Below are 13,379 nucleotides of genomic sequence, written 5' to 3' on the forward strand. Positions count from 1 at the left end.
TCATGTCGCAGCAAGCGCTCGCGCCCGCCCCGGCCGGCCCGACCCCGGAACAGATCGCCGCCGCGGTCCTGGCCGAAGCCGATTCCGATCCGGCGCTGGCCGGCATCATGTCGCAGGACGCGCCCGCGCCTGTCGCGTTGACCCCGGCCCAGCAGGCCGAGCGCCAGGCCGACCTGGACGCGGTCGCGGCGATGGAGCGGCAGCGTGCCGCCGTGCCGCGCGACCTGGCCGCCGAAGACGATGCCGCCGCCGCGCGCGCGGTCAAGCGCCCGCCGATGGCGGTGCCGCCGGAACGCCGCGCCGAGGCCAGCCGCGCCCAGGCCGCCGGCGCCAAGCTGCCGCCGAACCTGCAGTCCTTCATGGCCCCGAGCGTGCCGCACGGCTCGGCCATCGCCCCCGACCGCCTGTCCGAGCGCCGCACCCGCTGGCTGCGCCTGCGCTGCGGCGAGCAGGCCTACGCGCTGGAACTGCTGAAGGTGCAGGAAGTGGTGCTGCCTGTGCCGCTGCTGGCCCTGCGCGGCACCCCGCCGGCGATGCTCGGCATCATGAACCTGCGTGGCCAGGTGGTGCCGGTGCTCGACCTCGGCGTGCACCTGGGCGCGGCCCCGATCGAGATGGACATGCAGACCCGGGTGGTGGTGCTGGAAGAGAACGGCGAGACCCTGGGCCTGCGCGTGTCGGCCGTGGAAGACGTGGCCAGCCTCAGCGACCAGCAGATCGAGCCGCCGGACAACGCCCGTATCTGCCGCATTTCCAACCATCTGTTCCGCGGCGTGGCGCGGCTGGCGCAACAGCCGATGATCCTGCTCGACGCCGAGCAACTGCTGCACTGACCCGGGCCGGCGGGCGGCAACTGCGAACGGTGCCGCACTTTCCAACCGCCGCTAAAGCTTTTCAGGCCACGGCCGTTATCTGCCATAGAACCATTGGTGCGGAGTAGTGATGAGCACAGTCCCCCTTGGCGAGGATCTCGGTATCGAGACCAGCGCCGACCTGAAACAACGCCTGACCGCGTTCCTTGCGTCGGACGACGTGCTGCGGCTGGACGCCGGCGAGGTCCGCCGCGTCCATACCGCGTCGGTCCAGGTGCTGTGCGCATTCGTCGATGCCCGCCGCAAGGACGGCAAGCGCACCGAATTCGAGGCCTGCAACGCGACCTTCCGCGACGCGGCCCGCCTGCTAGGGGTCAGCGAATCGCTGGGCCTTCCTGCAACCCCTGACAATCTGAAATCTGTGGAGAACGCGGCATGAGCGCACGTATCTTGGTTGTGGACGATTCGGCGTCGATGCGCCAGATGGTCTCCTTCGCCCTCACCTCGGCCGGCTTTGCCGTCGAAGAAGCCGAAGACGGCGCGGTCGCACTGGGCCGTGCCAAGGGCCAGCGCTTCAACGCGGTGGTCACCGACGTCAACATGCCGAACATGGACGGCATCACCCTGATCCGCGAACTGCGGCAGCTGCCGGACTACAAGTTCACCCCGATGCTGATGCTGACCACCGAGTCGGCGGCGGAAAAGAAATCCGAGGGCAAGGCCGCCGGCGCCACCGGCTGGCTGGTCAAGCCGTTCAATCCCGAACAGCTGATCGCCACCGTCCAGAAAGTCCTGGGCTGATCCCTTCCCTCCTTTTCCGGATTCCCGCCCCATGAGCATGGACCTGCAACGTTTCCACGCCACCTTCTTCGAGGAAAGCCGCGAAGGGCTGGATGCGATGGAAGCCGGATTGCTGTCGTTGGAAGAAGGCAATCGCGACCCCGAGACCATCAACTCGGTGTTCCGCGCCGCGCACTCGATCAAGGGCGGCGCCGCCACCTTCGGCTTCGAGGCGATGGCCGGCCTCACCCACGTGCTGGAGACGCTGCTCGACGAGCTGCGCGCCGGCAAGCGCGAAGTCGAAGCGCACGCGATCGATGCCATCCTCGGCTCGGTGGACGTGCTGCGCGCCCTGCTGCGCGAAGCCGAGCACGGCGTCCCGGCCGATCCGGCCGCGGTGAAGGCCGTGCACGAACGCCTGCAGCACGCGTTGAACGGCGGCCCGGCCGCGCCGGCCGCCGCCACCCCGGCGGCGAACCAGCCGGCCGAGCCGGAAGCCTGGCAGATCGGCTTCACCCCGGCGCCGTCGCTGTTCATGAGCGGCAACGACCCGCTGCGCATCATCCGCGAACTCGAACACCTCGGCCCGCTGCAGGTCGCCTGCCGCACCACGCGCATGCCCGGCTTCGCCGAACTCGACCCGCTCGAGGCCTACCTGGCCTGGGACCTGGGCCTGGTCGGCAAGATCCCGCGCAGCGCCATCGAAGACACCTTCGCCTGGGTCATCGACGATTGCGAACTGGAGATCCGTCCGGTGCCGCCGCCGAGCCTGGCCACCGCGCCGGCACCGGTGCTGACCGCGCCGCCGACCGCCGCCACCGCCGCGCCGGCCGCGGCCGTGGCCGCCAATGCCCCGGCCGGCAACGCCGCCGCCGCGCACGAAGCGGAAAGCTCGATCCGCGTCAGCGTCGACAAGGTCGATGCGTTGATCAACCTGGTCGGCGAACTGGTCATCACCCAGGCCATGCTCAAGCAGGTCTCCACCGGCCTGGACCAGGCCGTGGCCGAGCGCCTGTTCGCCGGCCTGGACCTGCTGGAACGCAACACCCGCGACCTGCAGGAAGCGGTGATCGGCGTGCGCATGCTGCCGGTGGACGCGGTGTTCCGCCGCTTCCCGCGCCTGGTCCGCGACCTCTCCACCCGCCTCGGCAAGCAGGTGCGCCTGCGCACGATCGGTGAGGGCACCGAGCTGGACAAGGGCCTGATCGAGAAGATCGCCGATCCGCTGGTGCACCTGGTGCGCAACTCCATCGACCACGGCCTGGAACTGCCGGAGGCGCGTCGCGCCGCCGGCAAGGACGAGACCGGCACCATCACCCTGGCGGCCTCGCACCAGGGCGGCCACATCGTCATCGAAGTCAGCGACGACGGCGCCGGCCTCAACCGCAACCGCATCCTGGCCAAGGCCGCCGAACGCGGCATCGCGGTGCCGGACAACCCGAGCGATGCGCAGGTCTGGGACCTGATCTTCGCCCCGGGCTTCTCCACCGCCGACGCGGTCACCGACCTGTCCGGCCGTGGCGTCGGCATGGACGTGGTCCGCCGCAACATCCAGGGCCTGGGCGGCGAAGTGCAGCTGGAAAGCGAATCCGGCCGCGGCACCCGCGTGCTGATCCGCCTGCCGCTGACCCTGGCGATCCTCGATGGCATGACCGTGGCGGTCGCCGGCGAGACCCTGATCCTGCCGCTGGCCTACGTCATCGAGGCGCTGCAGCCCAAGGCCGACGACATCCGCACCATGGCCGGCGAAGGCCGCGTGCTGCGCGTCCGTGGCGAGTACCTGCCGATCCTCTCGCTCAGCGACTCCTACGGCTTCGGCCGCATCGAGCAGAGCGAAGAACCGCTGGTGGTGGTGGTCGAGGCCGACGGACAGAAGCTGGCGCTGGAAGTGGACGAACTGATCGGCCAGCAACAGGTGGTGGTCAAGAACATCGAGAACAACTACCGGCGCATCAGCGGCATCTCCGGTGCCACCATCCTCGGCGACGGTCGCGTCGCGCTGATCGTGGACATCGGCGGCCTGGTCCGCTCGCTGCGGGTGCAGCAGGCGGCCTGACCGCAGCACCTGGCGGGTTGCGTCCCACACGAGCCCCGGCAGCGATGCCGGGGCTTTTCGTTTTCGGTGCGTGCTGCAACCCCACCTGTTCGCCCATGGTCGCCGCGGACAGGCGCGATATGCGCTGCATGCGGCGCTAAAGAATTCCCCGCGACTGTCGATACAACATCAAGCGCACGTTTTTTGTCTACATCGGTGCGTGCCGGCAAGGCCTGGGGAGGTCCACCGGCGCTTCAGAGGGAACGATCGGCAGACACGCCGGTCGCTGAAGTCGAATACCAAACGGGGAAAGGTCGCAAGCCCTGACGACTGATCTTTTCGTGCATGCATGCCATGCGCGCAGGCTCGACTTGCAGTTTTTCGCCACACGTTTCGTCAGCTCGCACCACACCCGGATCCCCGGCGCACCGCAACACGCGTCGTTTCTTCAATCGTACACGGGGGCCCAGCATGCATGCGATCTTGCGACACCAGGACGCATCCACCGATACGACCGGTCGTCGCCACAGGCGATTCCAGGTGCGGATCGGGCATGCCAACGCCATGGTCACCGTCGCGATTGCGGCGCTTTCGCACGCCCTGCCCGAGGCGTCGCCGGTCATCACGCCATGTGATCGCCGACGTCTCCAACGCACGCCGTGTCTCTGTGCCCGCGTCAACCGCCGACGTCGCATCCCTGCGCGCCGAGCCGCCTTTTTGCCCCTTGGAGATGTGAAATGACCCGCTTTCTGCAACGCTACAACGTCGGTATGCGCCTATCGGCCGCATTCGGCCTGCTGATTGTTCTTTCGGTGATCCTGGTGATCATCGGGCTGTCCGGCATGGCCGACGCGCGCAAGCAGTTGGACATGATCGTGCTGGACCGCATGGCGAAGATCGAATTCAGCAACCAGATGCTCGACGCCAATTCCTCGGTGCTCGTCGCCCTGAGCACCTACACCACCTCCACCGATCCTGCGATCCGCAAGCAAGCATTGGAGACGTTCACCAAGCAGCGCGAGCGCTACGCCGCGGCACGCGTCAAGATCGACACGCTCTCCAGCACCCCGACCGGCCGCGCGATGCGAGCGGATATGGATGCCAAGCGTGCTGTCGCGAAGAAGATCAACGACGCCATCGTGGCGACGCGCGAAGCAGGCGACACCGCCAAGGCCGTGGAGATGCTCAATCGCGACGCGCTGCCCGCGACCCTGGCATGGCAGAGCAAGATCCGCGAGTTCGCCGATCGGCAAAAATCCCAGGCCGCCGCGGCCTACCAGTCGGCGCTGGATGCTATGAAACGCGGCCGCATGCTGTTGATCGGCGGCACCGTGTTCGCGCTCGCGCTCAGCGCACTGCTCGCACTGACCATCACCCAGAGCCTGACCGCGCCGCTGCGCCTGGCCACCCGCACCGCCGAGGCCATCGCCGATGGCCACATGGACAATGCCGTGCGCACCGAGGCCCGCGACGAGACCGGCCGCCTGTTGAACGCCATGGGACGCATGCAGCAGCAGTTGCAGGCCGTGCTCGCCGCGCAGGCCGAGATGGCGCAGCGCCACGACGCCGGCCAGACCAGCTACCGCATGGACGAAAGCAGCTTCCCCGGCGACTACGGGCGCATGGTCCGCGACAGCAACGCGCTGGCCGCCGCGCATATCGCGGTGACCGAGCGCCTGGCGCAGATCATGGGCCGCTACGCCATCGGCGACCTGTCCGAGGACATGGACCGCCTGCCCGGCGAGAAGGCCCGTCTCACCGAGACGATGGACACGGTCAAGCACAACCTGACCGCGATGAACACCGAGATCAAGCACCTGGCCGGCGCCGCGGCGGCCGGCGACTTCAGCGTGCGTGGCGACGCCGAGCGCTTCCAGTACGACTTCCGGCTGATGGTCGACAGCCTCAACCAGTTGATGGCCACCGCCGACGGCAACCTGCAGGCGCTGTCGTCGCTGCTGCAGTCGATCGCCGCCGGCGACCTGACCGCGCGCATGCACGGCCAGTTCCAGGGCGTGTTCGCCACCATGCGCGACGACGCCAACGCCACCACCGAGCAACTGGCCGCCATCGTCGCGCGCATCCAGACCGCCGCGGTCAGCATCAATGCCGCCGCCAGCGAGATCGCCACCGGCAACGACGACCTGTCGCGCCGCACCGAGCAGCAGGCCGCCAGCCTGGAAGAAACCGCCGCCTCGATGGAAGAGCTGACCTCCACGGTCAAGCAGAACGCCGAGCACGCGCGCCAGGCCAACCAGCTCGCGACCGGCGCCGCGTCGGTCGCCTCGCAAGGTGGCGACGTGGTCGGCCAGGTGGTGCAGACCATGAGCGGCATCGAAGCCTCCTCGCGCAAGATCGCCGACATCATCTCGGTCATCGACGGCATCGCCTTCCAGACCAACATCCTGGCGCTCAACGCTGCAGTGGAAGCCGCGCGTGCCGGCGAACAGGGCCGCGGCTTCGCCGTGGTCGCCAGCGAAGTGCGCACTCTCGCCCAGCGCTCGTCGAACGCGGCCAAGGAGATCAAGGATCTGATCGACGACTCGGTCGGCCGCGTCGCCCAGGGCTCGGCCCTGGTCGACCAGGCCGGCAGGACCATGCACGAGATCGTCGCCTCGGTGCAGCGCGTGACCGACATCATGGGCGAGATCTCCGCGGCCTCGCAGGAACAGTCGGCCGGCATCGAACAGGTCAATCAGACCGTGATGCAGATGGACGAGGCCACCCAGCAGAACGCCGCCCTGGTGGAAGAAGCCACCGCGGCCGCACGCTCGATGGAGGATCAGGCCGGCCAGTTGAGCCAGGCGGTGGCCCTGTTCAAGATCGACCAGCAGGCACCGGCCGCGCCCCACCGCGCACCGGCACCGGCACCGGCACGCGCCAGCGTCGACGCACCCCGGCCGACCCGCACGCCTGCGCCACCGGCGACCACGCACCGCGCTGCCGCTGTCGTCCCGGCTGCCGTCGCGGGCGGGGACTGGCAGGAGTTCTGACGCCCTTCACCCAAGGCATCCGAAACACCCGAATCAAGCCCGGGAGCGCGCGCTCCCGGGCTTTTTTGCGCGTCCCACGCTGCCCAAAGGTCGCGCACGGACATGCGGCGCTTGGCAGAGCGTGAGCCCCATCCCCGTTCGCGTGAACACAACGTGAAAACAGTCTAAATGCGAGCCACTGCCTCCTAAAGAAGACCGAGGACACGCCGATACGAGACTTGCGTACACAAATTGTCTACAAATTTGAACAGCATTGGCTGAGAACGGGCTAAAGCAAGACAAGCACCACTGAAAAATCCGTTTCGATCTTCAAAACCTATTAATTCGACGAAAACTATCGATTGAATTTTTTTGATTCACAGACGAAATAGATAAGGCAGCGCCCGACGCCTCCGCGGACATCGACTCAGGCAAGGGGTACGCCATCCCCAACGCTTCACCCATTAGGACTCCGACGATGACGCTCAAGAATCTCAGTCTCTCCGCCAGGCTCGCGCTCAGCTTTGCCGTCATCGTGCTGATCACGGTGATCATCGGCTCGATCAGCCTGAGCAGCCTTTCTTCGCTCAACAGCGCCGCCGACATGAACGACCACACCTACAAGGTGATGGCCACCGGCGACATGATGGAAATCGATGCCCTCAACGTCGAGACCGGCTCGCGTGGCTATCTGCTGGCGGGCGAGCAGCAGCATCTGCAACCGTTCACCGCGGGCGTCGCCGGGTTCGAAAAGAATTTCGCCGAGGCCAAGCACCTGACCGCTGACAATCCACGCCAGCAGGCGCGGCTGGAGAAGGTGCACGCGGCGTTCGACGATCTGGTCGGCATCGAGAAGCAGATCATCGCGTTGCGCACCCAATCCAACGACCCGGCGAAGATCGCCGCGGAGTTCGGCCAGGCCCGCGACCGCAAGGCGATGCAGGAGATTCGCGGCCTGCTCGGCGACTTCAGCAACGAAGAGCGCGGCCTGCTGGCCAAGCGCACCGACACCCTGATCGCCGTGCGCGCGCAGAACAAGTGGGCGGTGCTGCTGGGCAACCTGCTGGTGATCGTGGCCGCGATCGGCATGGCGATCGTGATCCGCCGCCAGTTGCTCAAGCGCCTCGGCACCGCGATCGGCGTGGCCGACGCCATCGCCCGCGGCAAGCTCGACAATACGATCGACCTGCGCAGCAAGGACGAGGCCGGCGTGCTGCTGCTGAGCATGGACAAGATGCAGAGCCAGTTGCAGTCGGTGCTCGCCGCGCAGGCCGAGATGGCCCAGCGCCACGACGCCGGCCAGATCAGCTTCCGCATGGACGAAACCGTGTTCCCCGGCGACTACGGTCGCATGGTCCGCGACAGCAACGCCCTGGCCGCCTCGCACATCGCGGTGAAGCTGCGGCTGGCGCAGATCATGGGCCGCTACGCGATCGGCGACCTGTCCGACGACATGGACCGCCTGCCCGGCGAAAAGGCCGTGCTCACCGAGACCATGGACAAGGTGAAGCAGAACCTCACCGCCATGAACCACGAGATCAAGCACCTGGCCGGCGCGGCGGCCGCCGGCGACTTCAGCGTGCGCGGCGATGCCGAGCGCTTCCAGTACGACTTCCGGCTGATGGTCGACAGCCTCAACCAGCTGATGGCCACCGCCGACGGCAATCTGCAGGCGCTTTCGTCGCTGCTGCAGTCGATCGCCGCCGGCGACCTGACTGCGCGCATGCACGGCCAGTTCCAGGGCGTGTTCGCCACCATGCGCGACGACGCCAATGCCACCGCCGAGCAACTGGCGGCCATCGTCGCGCGCATCCAGACCGCCGCGGTCAGCATCAACGGCGCCGCCAGCGAGATCGCCGCCGGCAACGACGACCTGTCGCGCCGCACCGAGCAGCAGGCCGCCAGCTTGGAGGAAACCGCTGCGTCGATGGAGGAGCTGACCTCCACCGTCAAGCAGAACGCCGAACACGCGCGTCAGGCCAACCAGCTCGCCACCGGTGCGGCCACGGTCGCCTCGCAGGGCGGCGCCGTGGTCGGCCAGGTCGTGGAGACCATGAGCGGGATCGAGGCCTCGTCGAAGAAGATCGCCGACATCATCAGCGTCATCGACGGCATCGCCTTCCAGACCAACATCCTGGCGCTCAACGCTGCAGTGGAAGCCGCCCGTGCCGGCGAACAGGGCCGCGGCTTCGCCGTGGTCGCCAGCGAGGTGCGTACCCTCGCCCAGCGCTCGGCCAACGCCGCCAAGGAGATCAAGGGCCTGATCGACGAGTCGGTCGGCCGCGTCACCCAGGGCTCGGCGCTGGTCGACCAGGCCGGCAAGACCATGCAGGAAATCGTGACCTCGGTGCAGCGCGTCACCGACATCATGGGCGAGATCGCAGCCGCCTCGCAGGAACAGTCCGCCGGCATCGAGCAAGTCAATCAGACCGTCACCCAGATGGACGAGACCACCCAGCAGAACGCGGCCCTGGTCGAAGAAGCCACCGCCGCCGCCCGCTCGATGGAAGAGCAGGCCGGCTAGCTGAGCCAGGCCGTGGCCGTGTTCAAGATCGAGGCGAGCAGCGCCCCGCTCGGCCAGCCGGCCGTCGCCAGCGTTCCCGGCGCACCGGCTCGCCCGGTCGCCCGTTCGGCGGCCAAGCCGGCGGCCAAGTCCGCTCCTCGCCCGGTCCGGCCATCGGCCCGTCCGGTCGCGGTCGCGGCGGGCGACGACAGCTGGCAGGAGTTCTGAGTCCGCGCAGCGGCCGTCAGTCCAGCGTCAACAGCCCCGGGAGCACGCGCTCCCGGGGCTTTTTTTGGGTCTTCAGGCGGCGATGGCAGTCACGGGCAGGAAGAACCAGGGGCGATTTGTTGATATCCCCGCCCCCACGTGGTGCTAAAGCGGTCGCGCAGCGCGGATCAGTGTTTCAACACCACCTTGCCAGGTGCGCCGGCTGCAACGGCGGCGTGCGCGGCACCGAGGTGTTCCAGCGGAACGATCTGCGCGATCGGGATGACCAGGTCGCCACGTACAGCCGCGTCGAGGACCGCATCCAAGGTGGCCGCGTCGGTCTGGTGAAAGAGTTCCCGAATCGTCACCCGGCCCGTCGCGTTGGCGCCATCGGGCACCGGCACGATGCTGGCGATGGTGCCGCCATCGCGCACATGGCCGATCAGGTTGCCGGCCACCGGGGCTGCCGTACTGATCGCGAAGTCGACGTCGGGCGCGGCGGCGGCGATGGTGATGTCGATGGCGTCGCCGGCCAAGGCACGCGCCTCTGCGAGGCGCTCGGGGCGAACCCCGGCCACGGGCTGCGCGCCCAGTTCCTGGAGGTATTGCACCGCGGCGCGGCCTGCCGCTCCCAAGGCACCGGACACCAGCACGCGGTCGCCGGCCTTGATGCCCAACGCCGCGACCGTCTGCCTGCCGATCAGGCCGGCCTTCACCAAGGCAGCGCCCTGTTCGAAGCTCAACGCCTCCGGCAGCCGTGCCATCGAGGTGGCAGGCACGACGCCCTGCTCGGCATGGGCGCCGCGACCGTTGTGCCGGAAGTCGGCGACGACGCGCTCGCCCACCGACCAGCCGCTCACGCCCTCGCCGAGCTTGGCGATCACGCCGGCCGCATCGCTGCCCAGGATCGCCGGCAGCGGCAAGGGAACCATCTCGGCAAAGTAGCCCTGGCGCAGATAGAGGTCGAACGGATTGACGGCGGAGGCATGCAGGCGCAGCAGCACCTCGCCCGGACCGGGTTCCGGCGTTGCCGTGTCGCCGAACAGCAACCGGTCGGTGTCGCCATAGGATGTGAGAAGAACCGCTTTCATGGGATGCATTCCTGTGAAGTAGGGGCTGCGTAAGCGCCGGGTCGATGGATGCAGCAGGAGGAATCAGGCGAGCGCAACGCGCCGCGATGCGGGGCGCAGGACGTTGTCGAGTGCCCAGGCCCCCGCGCCTGCAAAGGCGAGGTAGAGAAAGATGAAGCAGAACAGCACGGCCGGTTCGCCCATGTTGAGCACGGGCCAGAACCCCATCGACAGATGCACCATGAAATATGCGGCGGCCATTTCCCCCGACGCGATGAACGCGGCGATCCGGGTGTAGTAGCCGCTCGCGATCAGGCACGAGGTGACGATTTCGATGACGCCGGCGACCAGCATGATGGTCGGCAGCGGATAGGCGACACCCGGAACCGGGGCAGGAAACTGGAACAACTTCATCGTCGCGTGTTCGAGGAACAGCAGTGCGGCGACGATGCGCAGAACGGCGAGGACGCGTGGCGTCCAGACGGTGGTGTCGATCATGATCGTTTTTTCCTATCCAGGGGGCGTCAGGGGGTGATGGCGGCGACCTTGAGGTCCGTGTTTTCCTTCCAGAGCCGCGTCAATGCGGCCAGCACGCCATCGACATAGTTCCGGTAGACCGGCATCGCCGCTGGATCGCGGCCGAATCGCTGGGCGAGCGAGGCGACGATGGCGTCCGACTCGGCGATGTATTGGCCGGGCTGCAGTTGCGCCGCCGGGAAGCTGACCCTGCTCAACTGCGGCGCGAGCTCGGCGCGGATCGCCTCTTCCTGCGGCGTGCCGCTGGCGAAATCGCGCGTCTCGACCGCGGCCCCGAGATTCGCTTCCAGGATGAACACGCGGATCTTCATGCAGAAGGGGCAGTGCTGCTTCAGGTAGACGATCGGCTTAAAGGTGTCGGTCATGGTCACTGGCTCTGGGAAAGGACGGCAGGAAGCGCGCCGAAGCGGAAACTCGACGCGGTGATCCCACCGATGAAATCGTGTTGGTGATAGCTGAGCGTCGCGGCGTCGTCCTCTGCGGCGCCGACGGCCACCATCAACGGCAGCAGGTGGTCTTCGCGTGGGTGCGCTCTCCGCGCCGCCGGTGCCTGTTCCCAGTGCAGCAATCGTGCGACACGGGCATCGGGCGCAGTGTGGACCACGGTCTGCTGCAGCCAGTCGTCGAACTGGCGCGAGGCTTCGCGGCTCTCGGCCGCGCCGATGTTCGAAAGATTGTGGTAGCTCTGGCCGCTGCCGACGATCAGCACGCCTTCGTCGCGCAGCGGCGTCAGCGCTCGACCGACGGCGATATGCAGCGCGGGATCGAAGCTGCTGTCGAGCGAGAGCTGGACGACGGGGATGTCCTCGTCGGGATAGAGCGGCTTCATCAGGCTGAAAGTGCCGTGGTCGAAGCCACGCGCCGGATCGAGCCTGACCTCCACGCCGGCGGTGCCCAGCATCGACTTGACCCGCTGCGCCAGCGCTGGCGACCCAGGCGCGGCATAACGAATACGGTAGAGATGCTCAGGAAAGCCGCCAAAGTCGTAGACCATGCCGGGCCGTTCGCCGGACGAGACGGAAAAGCCGTCCGTGTCCCAATGGCCGGAGATGACGAGTACCGCCTGCGGCACGCCATGCAGGCCGGCGCGCATCTCGACCAGGGATTGCTCCAGCCTGTCGAAATGGCGACGGAACGCGCCGGTCATGTAGGGCCAGGGTCCGCCGCCATGGCAGAGGAAATAGGTGGGAAGGCGGCCTGCACGCACGATGGAATCCTCGCTATGGTCCGAACCAGGCTGTCCCAGCCTGGAGGTCACGGGGCGTCGCCACCGCGCCCGCACAAGGTCATCTTTTCCTTTCAGAGGAACAACGGCCCTTCCATAGAAGAATCATTTCCTCTAGATTGACGATCCATGGATACGCTGACGAGCTTGCGGGTCTTCTGCGCGGTGGCCGAGCTGGCAAGTTTCACGGCGGCGGCGAGCCGTCTTGGCCTGTCGATCCCCATGGCCAGCAAGCATGTGCAGCACCTGGAGGATCGACTGGGCATCCGCCTGCTCAACCGCACCAGCCGGCGTGTCAGCCTGACCGAGGCCGGCGCGCTCTATCTGGTCCAGGCGCGGCAGACCCTAGACGGCCTGGACGAGGTCGAGGCGGCGCTCAGCGATGTCGCGGTGTCGCCCCGCGGAACCCTCAAGGTGAGCGCGCCGGTCTGGCTCGCGACCCCGCGGATCGTCGCGATGCTGGCCGATTACCAGCGGCGTTATCCGGAGGTGCGCCTCGATCTGGATCTGAGTGGCCGGCTGGTCAATCTCGTCGACGAGGGCTTCGATCTTGCGCTGCGCGCGACCACGCCGGAACGGCTCGATCCTGGTCTGGTCGCGCGCACACTCGGGCGCATCGACTTCTGCCTGGTCGCCGCGCCGTCCTATCTCCAAGGCGCCGACGAGATTGCCCGGATCGCGGACCTCAACGGCCACAGTCTGTTGCTCTACAGCGGCGTCAACATCGGACCCGATATCACGTTCCATGGCGCGGACGGGCCTGAGACGGTGCGCTTTCGCGCCGTGATGCGCAGCGGTAACGAGACCCTCCTGCATCTGGCGGCCCTGGAGGGGATGGGATTTGCCATGCTGCCGGCGTGGATGGTGCTGGCCGACGTCATGCAAGGGCGGCTGCGCGCCGTGCTCCCCGAGGTGGCAACGTTCAGCGCCACCCTGCACGCGGTCTACCCAAGCCGGAAATACCTGTCGGCCAAGGTACGGACCTTCATCGATCATCTCGCCTCGCAGGATAGTCCCTGCACCTGGTACCGCATCCCCGAAATGCCGATGCACCCCTAGCGGTACGGCACCGCCCTGCCGGACGTGGCGGCGGGCACACCATAACGCCCACTACATTTCTGGGACGCCGTGCCGATAACGAGGACGTCGCACACGTCCCCTGCCCCGACTGCCTCACGCCAGGAGGCAGTCGGAGTCCACGACGGCGCGCGCTCCATTCCTCCCATCGAGACGACCGC

Annotated in this window: 10 protein-coding genes and 1 pseudogene; 7 read left to right on the forward strand and 4 right to left on the reverse strand. The window is 67.5% G+C overall.

Annotated elements, in window-relative coordinates:
• From J7357_RS17175 to J7357_RS21525, 6 genes and pseudogenes are all read left to right on the forward strand, one after another.
• Positions 1-833: chemotaxis protein CheW (locus J7357_RS17175; RefSeq protein WP_209248372.1), on the forward strand; the 833-nt coding region annotated here is incomplete at its 5' end.
• Between the two features lie 109 nt (positions 834-942).
• Positions 943-1,251: an STAS domain-containing protein gene (locus tag J7357_RS17180; protein WP_209248374.1), complete on the forward strand. Its 309-nt coding sequence runs from the start codon at positions 943-945 to the stop codon at positions 1,249-1,251.
• Complete coding sequence (locus J7357_RS17185; RefSeq protein WP_010341778.1) at positions 1,248-1,613, forward strand: response regulator; 366 nt, start codon at positions 1,248-1,250, stop codon at positions 1,611-1,613. The genes J7357_RS17180 and J7357_RS17185 overlap by 4 nt, the downstream gene beginning before the upstream one ends.
• A 31-nt stretch (positions 1,614-1,644) precedes the next feature.
• Complete coding sequence (locus tag J7357_RS17190) at positions 1,645-3,648, forward strand: chemotaxis protein CheA (RefSeq protein WP_209248376.1); 2,004 nt, start codon at positions 1,645-1,647, stop codon at positions 3,646-3,648.
• Positions 3,649-4,364: 716 nt separating this feature from the next.
• Positions 4,365-6,620 carry a methyl-accepting chemotaxis protein gene (locus tag J7357_RS17195; protein WP_209248378.1) on the forward strand — a complete coding sequence of 752 codons (2,256 nt, stop codon included), beginning with the start codon at positions 4,365-4,367 and terminating at the stop codon, positions 6,618-6,620.
• 457 nt (positions 6,621-7,077) lie between these two features.
• Positions 7,078-9,330 (forward strand): annotated as a pseudogene (locus J7357_RS21525) (methyl-accepting chemotaxis protein).
• Between the two features lie 167 nt (positions 9,331-9,497).
• Here the strand turns inward: J7357_RS21525 and J7357_RS17210 are convergent.
• The 4 genes from J7357_RS17210 to J7357_RS17225 form a co-directional block, all read right to left on the reverse strand.
• Positions 9,498-10,400: an NADP-dependent oxidoreductase gene (locus tag J7357_RS17210; protein WP_209248384.1), complete on the reverse strand. Its 903-nt coding sequence runs from the start codon at positions 10,398-10,400 to the stop codon at positions 9,498-9,500.
• Positions 10,401-10,463: 63 nt separating this feature from the next.
• Entirely contained in the window at positions 10,464-10,877 is a 414-nt protein-coding gene (locus tag J7357_RS17215) for a DoxX family protein (protein ID WP_209248386.1), read from the reverse strand.
• Positions 10,878-10,903: 26 nt separating this feature from the next.
• A complete protein-coding gene (locus J7357_RS17220; protein ID WP_209248388.1) occupies positions 10,904-11,281 on the reverse strand; it encodes a glutathione S-transferase N-terminal domain-containing protein in 378 nt (125 codons plus the stop codon).
• Between the two features lie 2 nt (positions 11,282-11,283).
• Positions 11,284-12,063, reverse strand: a complete 780-nt coding sequence (locus tag J7357_RS17225; protein ID WP_209248389.1) for a class III extradiol ring-cleavage dioxygenase — start codon at positions 12,061-12,063, stop codon at positions 11,284-11,286.
• A gap of 207 nt (positions 12,064-12,270) precedes the next feature.
• Between J7357_RS17225 and J7357_RS17230 the strand changes: the two genes are divergently transcribed.
• Complete coding sequence (locus tag J7357_RS17230) at positions 12,271-13,200, forward strand: LysR family transcriptional regulator (RefSeq protein WP_209248390.1); 930 nt, start codon at positions 12,271-12,273, stop codon at positions 13,198-13,200.
• Positions 13,201-13,379 lie beyond the last annotated feature (179 nt).

The organism is Xanthomonas sp. D-109 (genome assembly GCF_017746095.1).
GTDB lineage: Bacteria > Pseudomonadota > Gammaproteobacteria > Xanthomonadales > Xanthomonadaceae > Xanthomonas_A > Xanthomonas_A sacchari.